Raw genomic sequence first — 21,581 nt, 5'->3', positions numbered from 1 at the left:
AAGAAACGCGGATTTCGGTACCGTGTTTGGGTTCAGCAATCGCGTGGAGGGGTAACGGGGTGAGTTTGCGGCAACGAGTAGCGCTTGTGACCGGCGGAAGCCGTGGCATCGGCAAAGGAATAGCGCTGGGATTGGGACGCGCGGGCGCACGCGTGGCCATTTCTTACCGCTCCAATAAGGCGGCAGCGCAGAATGCGCTTCGGCAGCTGCAAGCGATGGGGTGCGATTGCTTTGCGGTAGAAGCGGACGTTACGGACCCAGCCAGAGCGGAATCGCTTGTGCAATCTGTACTTGAGCACTACGGGCGGCTCGACGTTCTGGTCAACAACGTGGGGATTTTCAATTGGGGTACCGTCGCGGAAACGACGATCGAAGAATGGAAGCGCGTGCTGGATTCGAACTTGTTGAGCGTTTTTTATATGAGTAAAGCAGCGCTGCCGGCGATGCGACGGCAAAGATGGGGCCGCATCGTCAATTTAGGAGCGGTTGGAGCGGAGCGCGCATTCGGCCAGGCGACGATTTCTGCGTATGCCGCAGCAAAAGCAGGCATGGTGGCTTTTTCGCGTTCTCTTGCCGTGGAGGAAGCGAAAAATGGCATCACGGTAAATGTTGTGAATCCGCCGAATATTGATGACAAGGAACTCTCACTGGAAGAAGCTCGCCGAATGCACGACGCGCGCTTTCCCGTCGGCCGGCCTCCTTCTGCCGACGACATTGCCTCCGCCGTCGTGTTTCTCGCCGATGAGTCCGCCGATTACATCACAGGCCAAACCCTCAGCGTTTCCGGCGGCTGGATGTTGTAAGGGGCCTTCCCTCCGATCCGTGGTTTCCCATTTCGCTGCGTCACGATAAACTGGGACACGCGCGGCGAAACGTCCGCTGCCTTTTGAAGCGATGAAAATTCTAAGCATAGCCGAGATGCGCGAGGTCGACCGCCTGACGATCGAACGTCACGGTGTGCCGAGCCTGGCGCTCATGGAAAATGCAGGCGCAGGCGTTGCACAATTCATTGCTTCGCGTTTTGCGCCGGTGGATGGGTGCCGCATCGCCGTGCTTTGCGGGCGGGGAAATAATGGCGGCGACGGGTTTGTCGCTGCGCGAAAGCTGAAAGAGGCGGGCGCGAACCCGAGCGTTTTGATTTTCGCCGATCCGGCGGAGCTTCATGGTGATGCGCAAGAAAATTTTAAGCGGCTGGCCAGTGCTTCGATCGTGCCTCAAGTAATTCGCAGCGTTTCGGATTGGGAATCAGTACGAGAGGCAGCTCTTGGTGCTGGAATCGTTGTTGACGCACTTCTGGGCACAGGCTTGCGCGCCGGAGTAGAGGGGTTGCTCGCTCACGTAATTGAAGACGTCAACGCCCATGGTCCGCGCACACGCGTGGTCGCCGTGGATATCCCTTCGGGGATGTCGGGCGACACGGGAGAAGCGCCCGGCGGAGCAATCCGCGCCGATTGTACTGTGACGTTTACTGCACCGAAGACAGGGATGTTTGGCGCCGGAGCGCCATTTTTCGTCGGGCGCTTGACCGTCGCCGATATTGGTTCTCCACGCGAATTAATCGAAGAGATTGCAAAAACGAACGTGCGCTGGCTTGAGCCCTGGGAATTTCGAGATGTTTCGTTTCACCGCAGCGCTGAGTCAAATAAGGGGCTTTATGGGCATGTGCTGATTGTGGCAGGTTCGGTCGGCAAAGCGGGGGCAGCGGTTTTAGCGGCCAAAGGCGCTTTGCGCGTGGGGGCAGGTCTCGTGACGGTGGCTACACCAGAGCCAGTTCTTGCCACTGTGGCAGGATTCGCACCCGAAATTATGACCGAGCCTCTGCACGCGACGGGGGCGGGAACGGTTGCGCGCGACGTCGTTGAATCCGGTGTCTTCGAAAAACTGATGCAAGGAAAAAACGTGCTGGCGCTAGGTCCTGGCCTGACGACCCATGACGAAACGCAGCAATTCGTGAGATCCGTAATCGCGGGCAGGTCGCAAGTGCCGAGCATCTTGGATGCTGACGGCCTGAATGCATTCGCAGGGCACGCCGGCGAATTGCGAAATTCGCGCGGAATGCTGGCCTTGACCCCGCATCCGGGCGAAATGGCCCGCCTTTTGGGGTTAGGTGTGAAGGATGTTCAGGCACAGCGGCTGGAGATCGCGCGTAAGTCGGCAGCGGATTGGCAGGCTTTTGTGATCCTGAAGGGGCATCAAACAGTGATCGCCGCGCCGGATGGCCGCGTTTGGATCAATTCAACAGGGAATCCGGGGATGTCGACGGGCGGGACGGGCGACGTCCTCACGGGAATGTTAGCGGGAGTGACAGCCCAGTTCGGCGCTCACAATTGGGAGATTGCGCTGACTTTGGGCGTTTATCTCCATGGATTGGCGGGCGACTTGGCGGCAGAAGAATTTGGCGAGGGGCCGCTGATCGCGTCGGACGTAATTCGCATGATTGCGCCAGCGCTGGCGCAGCTTCGCGACACAATCCGAGTGCTGTGATATGGCTGCCGACCAAATCCTTTCACATTCCACCGAAGAAACGATCGCCAAGGGCAGGGAGATCGCCGCGCGTCTGCGGCCACCTTTGCTCGTATTGCTCACAGGCGAACTCGGCGCCGGGAAGACGACGTTGGCAAAGGGGATTGTCAGCGGTTTGGGTGCGGCAACAGAGGAGGAAATTACGAGTCCGACGTTCACGCTGGTGCACGCCTTCAGCGGCGCGGTGAAGGTCTATCACGTCGATCTGTATCGCGTGAGCGAAGTGCAGGAGTTCGATTCGTTGGGGCTGGAAGATCTATTCATTGAGCCCGCCGTCGTCGTTGTCGAGTGGCCGGAGCGCATGCGTCTGCGCACAGACTGGCCGGTTCTGCGGATCGGCCTGGAGCACTCTGGAGAGGAACTTCGCAAAATTACTGTCGAGGAAATCTCCGGTAATTCTCCTCTGAGTAGCAAGACCTCAAAGTAGCTAGTGAAACAGGTGACGAACCGCGTTCCACAAATCCTGCAAAATCGGCCAGATCACCGCCAATCCGATAAGCAGGGCCGCCAGCTTTCGAGGCATCTGGTTGCCGGAGAGCCATGTTGTCGACTTGCCATGTCGGTCGCAGAAGCCGTCCTCGTAAGCAGGGCGCGTGCAGCGCTCTCCGGAACTGCTGAGATAAAGGCACTGCGAGGTGGAGTTGTGTTGCTCGATTGTGGGCTGATTTTCCATCATCGCCGATAGATATAACTTTCTCATAAAGAAAACGCGAGGCAAAGAAACTCTGTGGCAAGAAGAGCCGCGCGTGAGTTGTGCGACTCAGCTGAGCTGGCCTGCCATTCGATCGATTCTGCTGGTTCTTAACACGCAATCCCTGCTTTGCAGACCGCCCGTAGGCAACCATCGACGCGGCAAATCGAATCAATCTGTCCCATGGTGTGAAGTCAGTCCCGCGCCAGAAGTTTACGAGGAAATTGGAGGCTCAAGAGATGTTGAAATTTGCACGCTACATTCGCGAAACCCTGTTCCTGTTGATTGCCGTGTCATTCATTTTTCCTGTGAATGCGCACGGGCAAGGGCGGCTTGGTGCAAAAGCTGCTCACGTTCTCGTGCCAAAAATCGCCCCGCGCCCGCAAGATGTCTCGACGATGGATGGCATTATAAAAGCATTCTACGATGTGGTCAGCGGGCCCGCCGGCCAGCCAAGGCAATGGTCGAGGGACAGCACGCTTTATGTCCCCGGCGTTCTTTTCATTTCCACGGACGTGACAAAAGATGGCAAACCGTATCACGAGATCATGAGTCATCAGCAGTTCGTCGATAAGTACAACGCTTCGGTAGTCTCGCAGGGATTCTACGAGCAGGAAATCCATCGTGTCACCACAAGATATGGAACGATCGCGCACGTAATGAGCACGTACGTAATGAGGCGGACTGCGAACGGGCCGCTCATCGGGCGCGGCGTGAACAGCCTCGAATTGTTCTACGATGGCAAGCGTTGGTGGATCGTCTGCGATCTTTGGGACGAAGAGCGGCCTGGAAATTCGATTCCCAAGGAGTTTCTGCCGTAAGAGTCGCGCAGAGCGTGGACAGTGTCCCGAGGCGGGATTTGCTAACCTGGTTGGGGTGCGAGGTCGCCTTTGGTCGTTAAACGATTGGGCAACGAGCAGGGCGGAAGCAGTCGAGGTACGGGCGCGTTCTGTTAAAGTCGAAGATGTAAGGCCAGAAGCGTCGCATGCCGGAAACGTCTATCTCATCGCCGGCTCGTCCGGCTCGCTTGAAGCTGGAAGCCTATACGGCCGAACTGCGTTTGGCCTCCCTTACCCCCGGCGTCGACAACATCCATTATGACGTTTACCTCAGCCTGCGATTTCTGGAAATCGCCCGGCAATATATCTGTGATTTAGTTCGTCAGTCGGCGAATTTGCAGCAGTTTTTCGGTTTCGAGGCGCGCACCACACGGCCCCCGGACTCGGCACAGTTTCGCAAGCTGCTCAGTGAACTTCTGCAATCGGGGATCACCCGCGCGCAATTCGAGAAAAACATCGAGTACGACCTGATCCTGCGCATCGCGATTCTGAAGTTTTTCATTCAGGAAATCGTCAGCGAATTTTCCAGCATGATTGTGGAGTGCAAGGAGCACATCCGGTCGCGCGGCTCCGCATTCGAGCATAGTGAACAAGCACACGTAAAGAGGGCGCAGTTGGCGGAGTTGCAATCGAATCGCAAGAGCGTCGTTCGTCGAGCGGGGCAGACGCTTTTCCACATCTTGAAGGAGCTCGACGAGAGCGTTCTTGCCAAGGCACGGCGCGCATTTTTCGGCGAAGATTTCGCAGATACCTACGAGCTTTTCACCAACCGGCTGTTATTCGTGGAAAACGGAACAGACGACTATCTTTTCCTCGAGCATTACGTTCTACTCGGCAATTTCTTGAACGATCCAGACCGCTTTGAAAATTTTGAGGGTTTGTTAGTCGATTTTCTCCGCGATTTTGTGGTGACAGACGCAAACTCCGAAGAATTACGCCGCGCCCATGAAGCCTATGGAAAACTCGTGGAAAGAGCGCTGGCAAGGCGCTCGGAACTCGGAAAACTGGAGGAAGAACAGGAAGAAGTGCTCAGAAAGGCGGGCGGAGGTGACGGCTTCCTTCCAGGAATTTTCAAGCGTCGCGGTGGGGCGGAAATGGAAGCCAATCTGGCCGTCTTGCGGCGCCGGCAGGCGGATTTGGAATTTAAGCTTGCAGAAATCAGTCCGGAACTGGAAGCCGCGAAACAGAAGGTGGATTTTCTTACTGAGGAATTCCGCAATCGGCTGGGCGATTATCTGAGTGAGCCGCAGAACGCGCGCCGCCTGTTCGATCCGTCGGGGAGCGGCAATCATGCAGGGGAGGCAGAAGTTCGTGAGCGCCTGCTCGAAGAATGGCATCACCGTCTGGAAGAACACGAACTTCTCGGATATATGCTGGCGAGCTACGAAGTCGTCAAGCTGCATCATGATTTTTGCCCGCCCGTCCATTTGCAGCAGTTGAAGCGCGCTTTGCTTTCGAAGGATGAGTTGAAGCGCGTGGAGAAGATTCTCAGTCAATTTCCGGCGCGGAATTTTTCACTGAAGCGCATCGAGGAAACCGCGAAAAATCTGCGGCGTTACTCTCATGAGGATTCGCGCGCCATCGCGTTGCGTTTTGCGCAGGATTTGATGCGGCTACGGCGTGACCGGCGGAATTACCAGCACGTCGCGGCGTGGCTGGAAAAAGTCAATCTGGTGCGCACCGACCGGCAGCGCGAACTGTCGCGCGTAAATAACAGCCTTTATGAATTTGTGTTTCCGGATGAGCGGCGCGGAACTGATGATCCCGTCGTGTCGCACGTGGTCATCAAAGCCGATGTGCGCGGGTCGACGGAAATCACAAAGGATTTATTGTCGCGCGGGTTGAATCCGGCATCGCATTTCAGCCTGACGCTTCACGAGCCCGTGAAGCGCCTGCTGGATCGTCACGGCGCCGCCAAAGTATTTTTGGAGGGCGATGCGATTATTCTCGCCATCTATGAGACCGAATCGAACCGGACGAGCCAGCGCGCCGTCGCGAAGGCTTGCGTGTTGGCGCGCGAAATCATCGAAGTGACCCAGGCTTATAATGCGAAGGCGGAATCGAGCAATCTGCCGAGGCTCGAACTCGGTGTCGGCGTTGCTTTCCAGAATTCCGCGCCATCAGTATGGTCGGATGGCGATTCGAAGATTATGATTTCAAAGGCGCTGAATCTTTCGGATCGCCTTTCCAGTTGCGCCAAAATGGCGCGCCGTCTCCTCACTGATAATCCATCGCCATTTCGCGTGTTTTCATTGCAAACGGTCGTCGTGGAAGGAGCAGGCGAAGAAGAGGGCGACGAGCTGTTAATGCGTTACAACATGAATGGAATCGAGCTAAATGAAGAAGGCTTTCAGAAACTGACGAGTGAAATTTCGCTGTTTCCACTCGAAGGAAACTTCCCCATGCCCTGGGGCAAAGATCGCGCGCAACTTTTCTATGGAGAATTGCCGCTCGGAGATTCATTGGAACCGATTGTGGTTCGCCGCGGAATGACTCGGCAGCTGCAAGCTGGGGGCAAAGTCGGCGGCCCCACCAATCGGCCTTTTTTTGAAGTTTGCGTCCATCCGAAACTGCTCGAGCTTGCCCGCAAGAAGGTCGCCGCAGCAAAGCATTAAGCCAGCGTCGCTTCGGTGTTCAATTCGTGAGCGCTTTGCGAGTTGAGGCGCGCCCCTTATAATCTTTCCGGAGGCGAAAATGGTCCGGTGACTGTCCCGGCCTTCAAAGCCGGCGATTCGGCTCTTCGCGAGTCGAATGGTGGGTTCGACTCCCACACGCTTCCGCCAGATTCTGCCCAAACTCTAAATATAGACGACTGTTTCTTCGATGAATCGCGGATTCTCTGCGTTGCTTTTTTCGCAAAGCGGAAATTTAGATACGCGAAAAGAAGTCGTGTGCGGACGAAAAACTGCTGGGAGCCCTCAGGGTCGCCGAGGGCTCCCAGAACGCCTACTTTTACTTTCCTTTGACGTTTTCAGTGCTCTCGATGAATGCTACCGCATTGTCATGCAACTGCTTCAGCGAAGGTTCGTGTGCATAGACCATGTGGCCGGACTGATAGAACTTGAATTCGATGTTCTTGTCCAGCGACGCGGGAATCGGCAGATGGCGCATTTCGTACACGCCTTCAAAAAACGGCGTGGCCAGGTCGAAATAACCCGCGTTCAGCATCACTTTTAGATTGGGGTTGTATTTCATCGCCTCAGCCAGATCAATCATGACGTTCGGTGTCGCCGGGTTGCCGTTGTGGTTCGTGTCCCAGCTTCCAGGGTTGATTTCAGGCTTGTACGTTTTGTCCTCGCCATACTTCAAATTCTTACGCACATAGTCGTTGAATGCAGATACATATGCCGAACTGATTGAGGCGGATTGAGGGTCATACTCAGCTTCCTTGCTGAGAGGATCCATTGTGGGTCCGGAGAAGCGCGTGTCGAGCCGGCCCGTAGTCAGGCCATTCGCATCCTGAAGCGTCTTTTCGAATTCGCCGCCGCTGATGCGCAAATCGGCTTTCAAGATGTAATCGAGAGGCAGGCCGGTATACTCGTGCAGTTTTTCAGCAATCGCCTGGCGCTGCTCGGCAGGCAGCGTGTAACCCTGTTCCAGCGCCAATGCGTAATCGTTCATCGCGAAATGCTCGACTTCGCTTATCAGAGGCTCCAAATCCTTCTGTCCGTTCGGCAACTTATGGTGATACCAAGCGGTCGCGGCATAGGTCGGCAACGCGAGTTCGTAGGGCAAATCCATTCCCGGGTTGCCTTCCGGGCCATCGACACTGTTATCGAAGCTTAAGATTTGCGAGAGCAACATCACACCGTTGAAGTCCGTGTCGTATTCGCCTTCCAACATGGCGATCAGTACGGCGGAGCGAGTTGTGCCGTAGCTTTCGCCGAACAGATACTTGGGCGAATTCCACCGGCCATACTTCGCCAGGAACTGCGCGATGAATTCGGCAAATGCATGTCCATCCTGATCTACGCCGTAGAACGCCTTTTCCTTGTTCGGGCCGGCGATGCGGCCAAAACCCGTTCCGGGCGCATCCACAAACACGAGGTCGCTGGCATCGAGCAAGCTGAAATCATTATTGACGACCGAATATGGCGCGGGCAGCGTGTGCGTATCATCCGCAGTGACTACTCGACGCGGTCCGAAGGCGCCCATGTGCAGCCACACGGTCGATGAACCGGGGCCGCCGTTATAAAGAAACGTTACAGGGCGCGTGGATGGGTCCACACCAGACTTCATGTATGCGACGTAGAACATGCTGGCTTCGACGGGCGGGTTCTTGTCGTCCTTGGGCTGGTCTTGCGGCACATCGTCCCACCCCTTCGGGTGCACAACGATAGTGCCTGCATATGCGTCGTAATTAACGACCTTTCCTTCTATGGTGACAGAGCCGCTGGTCTTCTGCTGCTCAACTTTAAATTCGTTGGGATTGGCCGGGGCGGCAGTGGCGGCCGGGGGCGCAGCGGCTTCCTTGGATTGCGCGTGGGCCGCAAGGATCGGCAGGGCCGGGATTGCAATTACCAAAGCGACGAACCAGAAAATAAGTCTGCGCATCAAGTGTCTCCAGTTGTTGAGATGGGTTCCGTATTGGGATAAACGCGACTTGGCTAAATTTTGTTCCCTGTTTTCAAAATTTTGGCGAGAAACAACGTACACGGAACAAGGAGTGAATGCAACGTTTGTTGCGTTTCGCATGCAAGAAAAATTATGGAGGGCGGCGAAAGTGTGCGTGTATGGGAAAGGCGTCCGAAAACGGGACGACAGAATCTCAAAAAATCGAAAAAATCCGCGATTAGAAATGGGTCCGAGTGTTTGTTTTGTGTAAGTTAGGCCGAGTTCTAATTCTTCATAGGTACCGCGATTAGAATTTAGAAAGCGCATAAAAAGCGAAAAGGCCGCGTCTTCGCGGCCCGCTTTTCTTCTCCCCCTTAATTTTCATTCGGCCGGAATGCCAGCCGAAAGCTCTATATACCATAGAGTTAACAAGAGGTCAAGGAAAATTGATGGTCCGACGCGACAATTTCCACCGCTGGGCAGGCGGGCTCGTAAGATGCTGGCCGGGGCTCTGGGCGTGATCCTGGCCCGGGCGGGATCGTTCGGTGCAACTTCTTGGCGAAAATAGATGAGGGGACTATGATGTGCGCCGCGGGGGATGTCGAATTAGAGTCAAAGTGAGCGGACGCGAGGGAAGCGAGGATTTATGAGGACGATGGGCGAAATGCGAGGCGTGGGCGTGTCAGCAGCGGCGCAGCTGGCGATGGAACTGATGGCGTGTCTTATGCTTTTGGGGGCGTGCGTGGCATGGGGGCTGCCGACGCGGCCTCGTCCGCAGACGAAGGCTGGGGCGGCGCAGGCGGCGGGACGCGGCGCGTTTGAAGTGATGTCGCAACTGGGGCGCAGACTTTACGCGCAGGCGGATAATGATGGCGTCATTGCGGCGCGGAAGAAGCTGGCCGCGGACCCGAAAAACGCGAGCCTTGCCCTGGCGCTTTCGCAAGCAGAAGCGGGAAGGAGGCAATATCGCGAGGCCATTGCGACTTGCACCAAGGCGCTGGTTTTTGCACCGAAGAATGCGGATCTTTATATCGAGCGCGGACACAGAGAGCTGGGATTGCGCGAATTCATGCGCGCAGAGCGCGACCTGGCACATGCGGCGACGCTTGACCCGACTAAACTTGACGCTTTCTATCATCTGGGGCTTTCGCACTATTTTCAGGGGCAATTCAGCGCGGCCGCGGACGCCTTTGCCAAAGCAGCGGCGCTGGCGAAAAGCGATGACAGCTTGATTGACTGCACAAACTGGCTGTACGTCTCGCTGCGGCGCGCGGACCGGACCAAAGAGGCGGCGCAGGCACTCGCGCGGATCACGCCGGAGGTGAAGAACACGGAGCCGCACCTGCTCTTTTATTTGCGGCTGGAGCGGTTTTATCAGGGTGCGCTGACGGAGCAGGCCGTGTTGCCAGCAAAGCCTGCCGACCCGAACGACACGGAGGCGGAGCTTTCGTTTGACACGGTAACGTACGGCGTTGGCAATTGGCACCTCTACGATCACGATCCTAAGCGGGCAACTGAACTTTTCAGGGAAGTGGTGACCGGAAATGCGTGGAATGCATGGGGGTTTGTTGGCTCGGAGACAGAGCTGGCGCGAATGAAGAGGACGCAAAAGTAGCAGAGCTGGAGGCTGTGGAAATGTGGTTTTTTGAGCGTTCGCCCAACATCCATTCCATTGATACAATAGAAGATAGCGTGAATTTGGCAGGCTATGTGAAATTTCATTCATAGCCGCTGTATTTCGTCGTCGGGTTCTGGACACGGCTCATGCGCGAGGCTATGATTTGCCTCCCAAGCTAACCAATCGCAGCTTTGGAGGGGCACGTATGAGTGAAGGGACGGGAGGGGCGCATTTTCGAGGAATTTCGTGTCTTCATTGTGGTGAACCGATACCGCTGATGCCTCAAGTCGCAGAGCGGGAAGCAAATCTTCAGACCACAACTGCAAATCGGACGAGCGCAACTGAGCCGTGGCGGTTTGTGATCTGGTGCATGTCTTGTGGCCGAGAAGCGCCTTACCTGACAAGTGAAATCAGGGATTTCAATGGACTCCCCTCATCTCAACCCCACTTTGAACGGCCAATTGTCGTTCCCTGGCGGCATCTGAATCCTGCGCCTCGGGCCAAAACGGCGTAAGCCGGAAGCCTGACAGCGCGGCATTTCCAATTCATTTCCAATTCTTTCCTATTCATTGGTTATTCGATGACCGATGTCTCGCTGCGTTAGTCGCTCACAGGCAAGCTTTGGTTGGGGCTGGCGTCCGAATCAGCAGCGCGCAAACGATGAAAGCACGCGACGAGCGCGATGGCCGTGAGCAAGATTACGACGGGATCAATCGGCAAACGATAGCGCGGCGCCGCCAGCGTCAAATAGTAGGCGAAGGGAAAGACGACGGGGAAAACGGCCAGCGGTAGCGTGTAGATGCTACGCCTCCATGCTAACAGGACGATACCTGCCAGTGCTCCCAGGGCCACGCAGATGTTGAACAGCAGGACATAGCGAAACCAGGCGTCGCGAACACGGAAAAAATCCGTTATGGGATTTGGTGTTCCTCCCGCCCAGAGGGCGACAAAACGGTTTCCAATCAGATAGGCTTCGCGGCGAGGGTGCGTGCGCATGTAAGCGAGCGCTTGGTCTCTTTTATATCGCATGTAGCGAATTTCGCCCAATTCGATGTACTTTTCCCGTTCCGCTGAATCATTGATGGGATGCAACTGCCCGAGCCAGATGGGGCTGGCATCGGCGTTGTTTCCCATCCAGAGCTGCAAACCGAGAACAGAGCGAAGCGGCACGAAAGCGTGGAAGACATCATAATTACGCGCCGTCCAAGGTATACAGCAGAAAACGGCAACGGCGAGCGCCAATAATGGGCGCGCAATGACGAGCCACGAGCGCTTCTCTTTGTACGCGCGGTAGGCGAGCCAGATCAACAGGAAGGGCAGCAACGATTCCAAAGTTGGATTCGTCATCAACGTAAATCCCCAGAGGAAGCCGTACGCAACCCAGTCACGAATGCGACGTGAATCAGCAAGCGCAAGGGTGGCCCAGAGGATTGTTGCTGCGAGCAAGGCCGAAAGGCACGCCTCCCACATGCTTTCAAATGGAATGAGAATCGCATTGGGAAAGATGGCCCATAACCAAGCGGCGCTGGCGCCCAGAATTGTGCCGCCGATTCTCTTGCCCACAAAAAATAGCGGGATGCAAACGAGTGTTGCGAGCAGAATGTTTAATCCCGTCGCCGCGACATAGGAGTTGTAGGTATAGACGCCGAAGATTCGAAACACTCCCGCGAGGAGCAGAGGATAGACCGGAGTCATCCAAGCCGTAGGGCCAGTGGGAACGCGAAACGGAGAGCTGAATCCGCGACCCTGCGCCAGCGAGACGGCGATATCTCCGGATTCGAACATAAACGGCACGACGCTGAGCGCATGACGGGAATTGTGAAGCGCATTGTTCCACGCGAAACCGACACGGAAGCCGGCGGCAACGAATAAAATCAACAAGAGAGAAGTCGCTGCTCCGCGAAGCTTGGTTTTCATCGTGTGGGCTCGTGGCATGGCAGGAATTGTGACGCAAATTCAGCGTGTTTGGATACCACAACCTGGTGAGTGTAGAATCCAACAAGGAATGATCGCGATTTTGGTGAACTTGAGGCGGTTTGAATGGCTCGTCGCAAGAGAAAATCCAGATTCGAAAAGGGAACTGAAGCCCGCCGAATGGCGAGAGAAAAAGTGGGCGCTCCGCCAGCGGGACGTGTTGTCCCGGACCGCCGCCTGAAACCTGCAAAACACAAAAAACCGCTGACCGAAGACGACTACGTCTGAAGAATGGATAGGTTCCGACCGGAACCTAGCGCTTCGAGCCTCAGCCCGGTCTGTATTCCGGGATCTTTTCGCCTCGATGGAAGACTGCCTGTAGGGGCTTGCCTGACGCAACCGCAGCCTGCGCGGCCATTTTCTCTATGTCGTTCTTAACGAAACCGACACATGCCATGTGAACCTTGCCATCTGGCTGGATCAAAAACAATGTGGGCACGTTTGTGAGCCCATAGAGTTTCGAGATTTTGTATCCATCCGAATCCAGCAGCGCCTGAAATTTCACACCGTATTCGGCAAGGAATTCCTGCGTGTCGGCTGCGTTATCCTGGGATATTCCCCAAAAGCTCATCTTTTCGTCGCCATAGTCTTCATACATTCGCTCGAGGAACGGAAATGTGAACTGGCAAACCGGGCAGCTGATCTTGAAAAATGCCGCGAGCACAGGCCCTTTCTTGAGAGCGCTGGCCAGAGAGTAATTCCGGCCATCCATGCCGGAGAGCGCAAACGTTGGCGCGATTTGTCCAGGCTGAATCTTCGACATTATTTTGCCTCCCCCGGTACGCCCGAAGATCATCCACATTAAACTCATTATTAATTTGATTGTAGCAAAGCGGATGCAGCGTGCAAAAGCCATGTGGAGTCGTGTCGCGCAGAAGTAGCACCAAAGGACGTATGCGATTGTTCGCTTAGACCGTTGTGCGCACATCACAGCCATCTACAGAGCGAAATCGATTTGGGGAAGCCGGGAGGGGCTCTTGCCGCCGAAGGTTGGGAACTATAGAGCGGTTCAGCATCTGTCTTTAGTGCTCCGATTTCAATATGTTAGGTGTACAGGCGGCGACTTGGAAGAATTCAGAAACAGTTCAGTAGCACTCTACTCTGATTCGTGCTACGAATTCCAAAATCCCATCGAGGCGTTCATCGAGCGCTTAGAAGATTTTGTGGAGGGTGTACGTGCGCACGTATAGTCCGGAGACGAGCAGGGCAGAAAATGCCGAGGCCAGCCTTGGCAACGCGGCGCTGCACCATTCCGACCCACGAGACTTGGATTCGATAGTCCAGGGTGCGCCCGATCCATACGTGGTTTCAGGATCGCTTTTTGACAAGCTTTTGCGCGCAGCCTGGCAGGCCCAACTGAACCGTTGTAAGTGATTTACGACCGGCGCTGGAGTCATGGCTTGCACGCCAGGCCATCGCGCCAGAGTTCAGCCGAAGCGGCCCGTCTAAGTGCCCCTCAGGTTTTTCTCAGTGAATGTGCTTGGTTTTCTTCTGCAGGTAATCCATCAGCAAGTACTGGCCGAGGGTATACGGCGTCGTGAAATACGCTTTGCCGTGGCAGAGTTCCGTGACTTTTTGCACGAAATGGACGAGCGTGTAGTCGCTGGCCAGCATGAACGTGTTGATCAGGATTCCCGCGCGACGGCATTTGGCAACTTCTTCCATTGTCTGCGTCACGACAAGAGGATCGAGCCCAAAGGCATTCTTGTAAATGCGGCCATCTTCCAAAGTAAGCGCGGAGGGTTTGCCATCCGTGATCATCACAATCTGCCGCATGTCTTTCTTCTGGCGGTTCAAGATGCGTTGCGCCAGCCGCAAACCTTCCCGCGTGTTGGTGTAGTAGGGACCGACTTGAACGCGAGCCAATTTCCCGAGAGGGATCTCTTCGGCGCTGTCGTGAAAGAGCACGCAATGCAGTGAATCGCCGGGATACTGCGAGCGAATCAGATGCGACAGCGCGAGCGCGACGCGCTTGGCGGGCGTGAAGCGGTCTTCGCCATAGAGAATCATGCTGTGGCTGCAATCGAGCATCAAGACCGTGGCGCAGGAGCTCTGGTATTCGCATTGGTGGACCATCAGATCCTGGTAATCGATCTCCAAAGGAACAGCCGGCTCGTGATTTACGCTTTGCCTGCGGAGGGCGTGGAACAAAGTTTCCGGGATGTCCAAATTTAGAGTGTCGCCGAATTCGTACGGGCGGGATGTGCCGCCTGATTCGATTCCCGTTGCCAGGTCGCGAGTGTCGTGGCGGCCGAAGCTGCTTTTGCCGAGAGAAGCGAGCAGGTCACGGAGCGTCTTGAATCCGAGGAAATCGAGCGCCTTGTCCGTGACTTCGAAACGCGCTGAGATCTCTTGCTGCCCCGAAGGGCCAACCTCTCCGCCGGGAGTTTGCTGAGGCGGCGGCGTGACTTGCGGCGGCTGCGGAGAGATGTAACCTTCTTGCGTCATCCGCTCAACGAGCTGTTCAACCAGGTCGCGCAACTTTTGATTCTGGGCGAGGTCAGGATTTTCGAGTAGCTCTTCCATCATTTCCGGAGAAAGCAGATCGCCTTCTTCGAGGGCGCGCAAAATGGCTTGCCGCAACTGCTCCATCATTCGCTCGGAAGAACGCTCCGGGTCCATTTCGGAGATGCCGTAGAACTGGGATTCGAAACCGCTCTGAAGCAGGAAATCCGAAAGGCGGCTCATGAGCTCCTGCAAGTCGATGTCGTCGGCTTCCTGCCCTGCGTATTTTTTATAGCGAACGTATTTCATGGCTATAGAGCAGTTGAGCTTGCACTGGTGCGAGGGACGCGCGGCAGCCAGCGCCTGACAGTTGCCAGATAACTTTCGTACGGGCCATCGAACTTGCGTTTGAGAATAGGCTCTTCATACAAAACGACGAGTAAATGAATCGCAAACATAAGGACGATGGTCATTAGCACGATCGAAACGGAACGCAGATCAAGAGCCAATCCTAGCAATAGCGTGAAACCGCCCAGGTACATTGGATTTCTGACGTAGCGATAGGGCCCAACGGCGACGAACTGGCGCGGCGGATCGAAGGGCGCCGGCGTGCCGCGGCCGCGAACAACGAATGTTGCAACGCAGGAAATGCCCAGAGTCGCGCCAATAATCATTAGCACCATGCCGACGGCGACGGTTGCAGCAGGAAGCGCAAATCCGAAATTGCTGTCGTAAGCGCGCACCTGCAGCGCAATCCATGCAAAGAAAAAGATGAAACCAGAGGCGTAGAGGACCGTACGCAGAGCATTGAACCATGTTTGCGTGAGGAGCGGTCTTGATTCAGACATGGCTATCCCCCTTCCTCAGTTAAACTGGCGGCGTGGCATGCGGCTCTGCGCATCGCGCGACTCAGGAACCTTCCTAGGCTCTGCGTAGAATCCGCGCTCCTCGCTGCGACTGATCCGCTTGTGCGCCCACAGTCCTTCGAGTACGAACTCGGCGGCAGCCGCCTGCACTGCGGGGGCATCCTTGGGCCCAATGCCAAGCGCGGCCGTGTGGTCAAACAGACCCTCGATTTTTTCCAGCTCGGCAAGATGCTCGGACGTTTTCGCAGCCGCTGCTACTTTCAATTCACCGCCAGCTTCGAACCATTGCACGACGGACTGCAAATTCGTATCGGCGAAGTACCTCGTAAACGTTTTTCCGATAGCGGAGCGAATCAATTCGCGCGCGATCGTTTCCGCACCGCGCAATTCGCCTTCGTATTCGAGCTCGAATTTGCCCGTCATGGATGGAATCGCCGCGTAAATATCAGCCACGCGCACGACGGCCAATTTCTCCCGATTGCGGATCGCGCGCTGTTCCGCGCTGCTCACCGCATTTTCCAGCGACGAAATCGGCAGCCGCTGACTGACACCGGAGCGCCGGTCCACGCGCTTGTCCTCGCGCGCCTGAAAAGCAATTTCTTCACCTATTTCACGAATGTAGTTCGGGATCGCGATTCGCATGTCACCGTCGCGACTCGTCCACGATTCCTGCGAGGTAATCGCGATGCCTTCGTCGACTGTGGCCGGGTAGTGCGTGCGAATTTCCGATCCGATGCGGTCCTTGAGCGGCGTGATAATTTTTCCCCGCGCCGTGTAGTCCTCAGGATTCGCCGTGAAAGCGAGCAGGACATCCAGAGGCATCCTCACCGGGTAGCCTTTGATTTGCACGTCGCCTTCTTGCATCACGTTAAACAGACCCACCTGAATTTTTCCCGACAGATCCGGAAGCTCATTGATGGCAAAAATGCCACGATTGGCGCGGGGGAGCATGCCATAGTGAATCGTCAATTCACTGGAAAGATCGTGGCCGCCTTTCGCCGCGCGGATCGGATCCACGTCGCCAAGAATGTCAGCGATGGTCACGTCGGGAGTGGCGAGCTTTTCGACGTAGCGACGGTCGCGCGGGAGCCAGGCGATTGGCGCTGCATCTCCCTCGGCCCGAAGGCGGTCTCTGCAGGCGCGGCAAATGGGGCGATAAGGATTGTCATTGATTTCGCAGCCAGCGATTACGGGGATCGCCTCGTCCAAAAAACCTGTGAGCGCGCGCAGAATCCTCGTTTTCGCCTGCCCGCGCAGGCCGAGCAGGATGAAATGGTGACGCGAAAGAATGGCATTAACGATTTGCGGGATTACCGTGTCGTCGTAACCACGGACTCCCGGAAAAAGTTCTTCGCCTGCGCTTAATTTTCGAATCATGTTTTCGCGCAGTTCGTCCTTCACCGTGCGCTGACTGCAACGCGCTTCATTCCATGAGCTCTTTTTCAGTTCGCCGAAAGAACCAGGTCTTGTCTGCATGTTGTCTGGACTCTCTTGCCGCATCTGCCGCGCAGCTTCTTTGGCCACAGTGTATCTCCATAGAGCATTTTAATGCTGTGCGACCGCCCTTGCCACCGATGCCGTGCTAATTCAGCGCGTGTCCGTTGCCGCGGGCTCGTTCGCGACGTTCGTTCAAGTACAGCAATTGCGGCAGCCACTCCTTCAGCCTCTCAAAGAGATGCGCCTGCCGGTCCCCCTCGTTGCGCATTTCGAGCAACACCTGCTTTTCGTCCACCTCTAACGGCAGCGACCCGGCCATCGCGTATGCCGGAGAAACCTTCGATTTCGGCGCGAGCGCATCCGGCGCATGATTGAAGAGCAGCCAGTAGCATTGCTCGTAAGCATCCATCAGTTCCTTGGATGCGGCAGGATACGAAAGTGGCGATTCATCGAGACACTCGATCGCAGCTTCGAAGTACGGTTTGTCGTCGAAGACCTCCTTGACCTGGAACGGCATCTCGCCTCGCGTCAGGATATCCATCTTGCCATCGGCATCCTGGCGCAAAAGATTGAAGATCGCCGCCGTACAGCCGACTGTGGCAATTCCGTCTTTTTGCGTGAGAATCACGCCGAATTGCAGTTTCATGGTCAGGCAGCGCCGAATCATCAATTTATAACGCGGTTCAAAAATGTGAAGGGGCAAGGGCAGGCCTGGAAAAAGGACAATATCCAGAGGAAACAATGGAATGCGCGTTGGCTTCATTTCAGCGGCGCCCCGCGCCTAGCATAGCAGAATCCCATTTTGCGTGTTGAAGCAACTGGGAAAATCAGCCGAGGTCGTCGAGCGCAGCTTGCATCTCGCTGAGAGCATGAGCGTCTCCGGATTTCGAGGCCCGTGCAACGCCTTCAGCGAGAACCCTGCGGGCTTCCTCTGTGCGGCTGATCGTTGCGAGCATACGTCCGTACTGAAAATAGGCAGGGATGTATTCGGGCGTTGCGGACAGAAGCTGCTTGAAATTTTCTTCTGCAGCTGCGGCGTCATTCTCCTTCAGGCACTCCATGGCCAGGCCGTAGCGGCCAAACGCATCCGTCGGATGCTGGGCGACGAATTCTTCGAGCATCTGGCGCCGGTTCCTGGCAGAACCTTCTGCCGCTTTGGCCGTATCCATAACGTCGCGTATTATAATGGCCTCGATTCGGTAAGCAAAATCCGCCACAGGAGAGAGTCTTGAAAAAGAAGGAGAACACTGGACGCGTCGCGCGTCATCCAGCCCGGCACACTAAAGCGGAAGGGCACGCAATGGCTCCGGCAACCGCGACCTTTGCCGCGAAGGCTGTAAGTGAGTCCCGTTCGGAAATGCTCGAGGCCGTGCTGCCGAACGACGCAAATCCGCTGGGCTATATTCTTGGCGGACGCGTGATGCATTTGATCGACATTGCCGGAGCTATTGCCGGTCACCGTCATTCCGGGAGCTATCTGGTTACCGCCTCTGTTGATTATCTCGATTTTCGAAGCCCGATTCACGTCGGCGATTTGATTGTGCTGAAATCCCAAGTGAATCGCGTCTTTCACACGTCAATGGAAGTCGGCGTGAAGGTTTTTTCCGAAAACATTCTTACGCGCGAGCGCAAGCATACTTCGAGCGCATATGTCACTTATGTTGCGGTCGATCAGAACTTGAAAACGCATGCGATCCCGCCTCTGCTGCTGGAAACTGAAGAAGATCGCCGACGCTGGCGAGAGGCTGGCGAGCGCCGCAAGATTCGCCTTGCGCACCGTTACAAAAAATCAAATTCCTAGAAACACAACGCGGCGAGCGTTACGGCGGACTCAGAAAATACTCCTGAACCTCTTTCGCGGCGCGGAATCCTTGCGCCACACAACTTCCAATGGATGGCCCCTCGAGGTAATTGCCGGTAATGAAGAGCCCGGCAAAAGGCTCGACTCCGTCGCGGATTGCGTTCACTCGCTGCGCATGCCCAAGATTGTATTGCGGCAACGCGCGCCGATGACGCCATACGTGATGCGCCGCGGGCGGACCACTGATCTGAAGTATTTTGACCAGTTCATTGCGAATCAGGTCGGCGATCTCGGTTTCTTCCATTTCCACAATGGCAGGATCCAGTGCTCCGCCCGTGAAACTGGTCATCAGCACCATCCCGCTGGGTGCTCGTCCCGCAAAGAGAGAAGAATTCCAAACCGTGCCGAGAGTTCGCATTTTCTCTCCTCGGGGCACGAGGAAGCCGAATCCATTCAGCGTGTGACCGACGAATTCACGGCGATATCCCTCGGAGACAACTGCCACAGGCGCATACGGAATGCCTGCCAGAGCTGCGGCAAGAGGTTCCGAGAGCTTCTGCATCAACCGAGACGCTTCATACGCGGGCGTCGCAAGGACGACGGCATCAGCGTGCAGGGTTCCGCCTTGGCTGGATTCAGAGCAGTCAATTTTCCAGCCAGGAGTATCCGCAGCACGCGCGATGGACTTGACGGTCACTCCCGTGGCGCAAGAGTGGCCGAGTTTCATCGCTACCGCCGCTAGAAAACTTCCCATTCCGCGCTTGAATCCGGCAAGCGTGGGCCGTTCGCTCTTGCTACTCCCGCTCTTACGTGACTTTGTTGCGCCCCGCAGCACGCTGCCATACTCTTCTTCCCACTGCGCCATCGTCGGGAACGTGCTGCGGAGGCTCAATTTCTCGGGATCGCCGGCAAACACACCGGACACAAATGGTCCGGCAAGGTGTTCCAGAATTTCAGTGCCGAATTTTCGCCGCACGAAATCGGCGAAGCTCTCATCTTCCGTAGGCGGCTTCGAATGGCCAAAGGCCTCTCCGAATATCCGCGCCTTCGAACTCATGGTGAGAAGGGAAGTCGTTAGCACGGAAGGAGGGGACATGGGAGCGGGCCGGAGCTTGCCATGGAGCAGTACATATCGCGGCGTCTGCGGCGGCGCTTCGAGGATTTCATTTTCAAATCCGACCGAATGGATCAACTCACGGAGTTCTGGCGTGATCTGAAAACTTTGGGGACCGGCCTCGAAGAGAAATCCATCTTGCTCCACGGTAGAAATCAAGCCGCCGGTTTTGCCAACAGCCTCAAGCACGCGAACACTGGCACCGGCTTCTGCGAGCCGCAGCGCGCACGCCAACCCTGAAATTCCTGCTCCGACAACGATTGCCTGGCGTCGTGAAGTCATGAAAGCGCCGTAGGGTCTGCACGCATATTAGAGCGTCTTCGAAAAGAGCGGCCGCGCATCCATTTTTTGCTCGCGGAGGTAGCGGTCGAAAGGCATAGCAAGGTTGCGAATGAAGATGCGACCCAGCGGCGTGACGAGAATCTCATCGCGGTCAAGAATTACAAGGCCGTCGTCGCGCATTGGCTCAAGCTCGCGAATTTCATTCGAGAAGGCATCGTCAAACCGAATCCGGAACTTCTCCTCAATCTCAGGTTTGTGGATCACGGCGTGGCACAAGAGCTTTGTGATGACTTCGCGCCGCAACAGGTCATCCGCATTCAGCCGGTAGCCGCGCATCGTCGCGGTGCCGTGCTCCGCCACGCGCGATTGGTACGCGCCGATTCCGCGATCATTTTGCGCATAGGCCGCGCCGATGCTGCTGATCGCGCTCACGCCCATACCGTAGAGATCAGCTCCAGCCTTTGTCGTGTAGCCCTGAAAATTTCTGTAGAGCGTGCGCTCTCGCTGCGCCACGGCCAGCTCATCGGCCGGCCGTGCAAAATGATCCATGCCGATGTAGATGTAGCCTGCCTCGGTGAATTTACGAATGCCCGCTTTGAAGATGCGAAACTTCTCCATACCCTCGGGCAAATGGCCCTGGAATGAGCCTTGCTGTTTCCTGAGCCATGGAACATGCGCATAGCTGAACATAGCGATGCGGTCGGGCCCGATTTGCAGCACTTTGTCGACGGAATCTGAAAAAGACGCCGCAGTCTGATAAGGCAGGCCGTAAATGAGATCGACGTTGATACTGCCAAAGCCAAGTTCCCGTGCGGCCGCGACCAAATCGCGCGTGAGATCATAGGGCTGAATGCGGTTAATCGTTTTTTGCACTTCAGGCGTGAAATCCTGAATGCCCATGCTGAGACGATTGAAGCCGAGCCTGTGCAATATTTCCAGATGCGCGCGCGAAGTGACGCGCGGATCGACCTCAACGCCGATTTCCGAATTGCGCGAAAAGGAAAATCGGTCGCGCGCGTAGCAAAACAAGTCGTCGAGCTGCTCCGGTGAAAGATAAGTGGGCGTGCCTCCGCCCCAATGGAATTGCACGACTTCGCGCTCGCGTGAAACAAAGTGGCTTACGTAGTCGATTTCAGACTTCAACGATTCCAGATAAGGGACAGCGGCTTTTTTGTCTTTTTGTATGACGACGTTGCAGGCACAGAAAAGGCAAAGGCTCTCGCAGAAGGGAAGGTGCATATAGAGCGAGGCCGGCGAGGCGGCAGAGTCGGATTTGGCAAAAGATTCTTCGAGGTCCGTCTGGCCAAATTTTTCGTCCCAGACTGGCGCAGTCGGGTAGCTCGTATAGCGCGGCCCCGGCCGGTTATACTTGGCGAGAAAGTCCTCGCTGACTTCGAGGTCCGGCATTTCGTAGCTCAGGTGTATGGCGCCCATGTT

The 21,581-nt window shown here is 55.9% G+C and carries 18 protein-coding genes and 1 tRNA gene; 8 read left to right on the top strand and 11 right to left on the bottom strand.

What is annotated here, in order from left to right; genetic code table 11:
• The first annotated feature begins 59 nt into the window (after positions 1 to 59).
• The 3 genes from VGR81_06520 (at position 60) to tsaE (ending at position 2,950) form a co-directional block, all read left to right on the top strand.
• Complete coding sequence (locus VGR81_06520; GenBank protein HEV2288591.1) at positions 60 to 803, top strand: SDR family oxidoreductase; 744 nt, start codon at positions 60 to 62, stop codon at positions 801 to 803.
• Between the two features lie 91 nt (positions 804 to 894).
• Complete coding sequence (locus tag VGR81_06515) at positions 895 to 2,484, top strand: NAD(P)H-hydrate dehydratase (GenBank protein HEV2288590.1); 1,590 nt, start codon at positions 895 to 897, stop codon at positions 2,482 to 2,484.
• Position 2,485: 1 nt separating this feature from the next.
• A complete protein-coding gene (tsaE, locus tag VGR81_06510; protein HEV2288589.1) occupies positions 2,486 to 2,950 on the top strand; it encodes a tRNA (adenosine(37)-N6)-threonylcarbamoyltransferase complex ATPase subunit type 1 TsaE in 465 nt (154 codons plus the stop codon).
• Here tsaE and VGR81_06505 read toward each other — a convergent pair whose 3' ends face one another.
• Positions 2,951 to 3,199 carry a DUF5763 domain-containing protein gene (locus tag VGR81_06505; protein HEV2288588.1) on the bottom strand — a complete coding sequence of 83 codons (249 nt, stop codon included), beginning with the start codon at positions 3,197 to 3,199 and terminating at the stop codon, positions 2,951 to 2,953.
• A 254-nt stretch (positions 3,200 to 3,453) separates the two neighbouring features.
• Between VGR81_06505 and VGR81_06500 the strand changes: the two genes are divergently transcribed.
• The 3 genes from VGR81_06500 to VGR81_06490 all read left to right on the top strand — a co-directional run bounded on the left by VGR81_06500 (position 3,454) and on the right by VGR81_06490 (position 6,836).
• Positions 3,454 to 4,035, top strand: a complete 582-nt coding sequence (locus tag VGR81_06500; GenBank protein HEV2288587.1) for a hypothetical protein — start codon at positions 3,454 to 3,456, stop codon at positions 4,033 to 4,035.
• 164 nt (positions 4,036 to 4,199) lie between these two features.
• On the top strand, positions 4,200 to 6,668 hold the full coding sequence (locus tag VGR81_06495) for a hypothetical protein (GenBank protein ID HEV2288586.1): 2,469 nt from the start codon (positions 4,200 to 4,202) through the stop codon (positions 6,666 to 6,668).
• Positions 6,669 to 6,737: 69 nt separating this feature from the next.
• Positions 6,738 to 6,836, top strand: a tRNA-Sec gene (locus tag VGR81_06490).
• Between the two features lie 169 nt (positions 6,837 to 7,005).
• On the opposite strand, the gene VGR81_06485 is transcribed toward VGR81_06490, so the two are convergent.
• A complete protein-coding gene (locus VGR81_06485) occupies positions 7,006 to 8,607 on the bottom strand; it encodes a hypothetical protein (protein ID HEV2288585.1) in 1,602 nt (533 codons plus the stop codon).
• A gap of 655 nt (positions 8,608 to 9,262) precedes the next feature.
• Here VGR81_06485 and VGR81_06480 point away from each other — a divergent pair.
• The gene (locus VGR81_06480; protein ID HEV2288584.1) at positions 9,263 to 10,222 is read left to right on the top strand and encodes a hypothetical protein; all 960 of its coding nucleotides are present in this window, start codon (positions 9,263 to 9,265) and stop codon (positions 10,220 to 10,222) included.
• Between the two features lie 603 nt (positions 10,223 to 10,825).
• On the opposite strand, the gene VGR81_06475 is transcribed toward VGR81_06480, so the two are convergent.
• From VGR81_06475 to VGR81_06445, 7 genes are all read right to left on the bottom strand, one after another.
• Entirely contained in the window at positions 10,826 to 12,142 is a 1,317-nt protein-coding gene (locus tag VGR81_06475; protein ID HEV2288583.1) for a glycosyltransferase family 39 protein, read from the bottom strand.
• A 325-nt stretch (positions 12,143 to 12,467) separates the two neighbouring features.
• The gene (locus VGR81_06470; GenBank protein HEV2288582.1) at positions 12,468 to 12,962 is read right to left on the bottom strand and encodes a TlpA disulfide reductase family protein; all 495 of its coding nucleotides are present in this window, start codon (positions 12,960 to 12,962) and stop codon (positions 12,468 to 12,470) included.
• A 704-nt stretch (positions 12,963 to 13,666) separates the two neighbouring features.
• Positions 13,667 to 14,953 (bottom strand): VWA domain-containing protein, encoded by a 1,287-nt coding sequence (locus tag VGR81_06465; protein ID HEV2288581.1) that lies wholly within the window; start codon positions 14,951 to 14,953, stop codon positions 13,667 to 13,669.
• A gap of 2 nt (positions 14,954 to 14,955) precedes the next feature.
• Positions 14,956 to 15,492: an isoprenylcysteine carboxylmethyltransferase family protein gene (locus VGR81_06460; protein HEV2288580.1), complete on the bottom strand. Its 537-nt coding sequence runs from the start codon at positions 15,490 to 15,492 to the stop codon at positions 14,956 to 14,958.
• Positions 15,493 to 15,507: 15 nt separating this feature from the next.
• Positions 15,508 to 17,034, bottom strand: coding sequence for a hypothetical protein (locus VGR81_06455; GenBank protein ID HEV2288579.1), 1,527 nt, complete (start codon positions 17,032 to 17,034; stop codon positions 15,508 to 15,510).
• A gap of 58 nt (positions 17,035 to 17,092) precedes the next feature.
• On the bottom strand, positions 17,093 to 17,710 hold the full coding sequence (locus VGR81_06450) for an LON peptidase substrate-binding domain-containing protein (GenBank protein HEV2288578.1): 618 nt from the start codon (positions 17,708 to 17,710) through the stop codon (positions 17,093 to 17,095).
• Between the two features lie 64 nt (positions 17,711 to 17,774).
• Positions 17,775 to 18,116, bottom strand: coding sequence for a tetratricopeptide repeat protein (locus VGR81_06445; GenBank protein HEV2288577.1), 342 nt, complete (start codon positions 18,114 to 18,116; stop codon positions 17,775 to 17,777).
• 131 nt (positions 18,117 to 18,247) lie between these two features.
• Here VGR81_06445 and VGR81_06440 point away from each other — a divergent pair, with 131 nt between their 5' ends.
• Positions 18,248 to 18,748, top strand: a complete 501-nt coding sequence (locus tag VGR81_06440) for an acyl-CoA thioesterase (protein HEV2288576.1) — start codon at positions 18,248 to 18,250, stop codon at positions 18,746 to 18,748.
• Between the two features lie 19 nt (positions 18,749 to 18,767).
• Here the strand turns inward: VGR81_06440 and hemG are convergent, their stop codons facing one another.
• Together hemG and hemN are read right to left on the bottom strand one after the other, a co-directional pair.
• Positions 18,768 to 20,144, bottom strand: a complete 1,377-nt coding sequence (gene hemG / locus VGR81_06435) for a protoporphyrinogen oxidase (GenBank protein ID HEV2288575.1) — start codon at positions 20,142 to 20,144, stop codon at positions 18,768 to 18,770.
• A gap of 27 nt (positions 20,145 to 20,171) precedes the next feature.
• On the bottom strand, positions 20,172 to 21,578 hold the full coding sequence (hemN, locus tag VGR81_06430; protein HEV2288574.1) for an oxygen-independent coproporphyrinogen III oxidase: 1,407 nt from the start codon (positions 21,576 to 21,578) through the stop codon (positions 20,172 to 20,174).
• Positions 21,579 to 21,581: the final 3 nt, after the last annotated feature.

It is taken from the genome of Candidatus Acidiferrales bacterium (assembly GCA_035934015.1).
GTDB lineage: Bacteria > Acidobacteriota > Terriglobia > Acidiferrales > UBA7541 > DAHUXN01.
The sequence above is the reverse complement of the archived record's forward strand: the minus strand, read 5'-3'. Positions and strand labels throughout refer to the sequence as shown.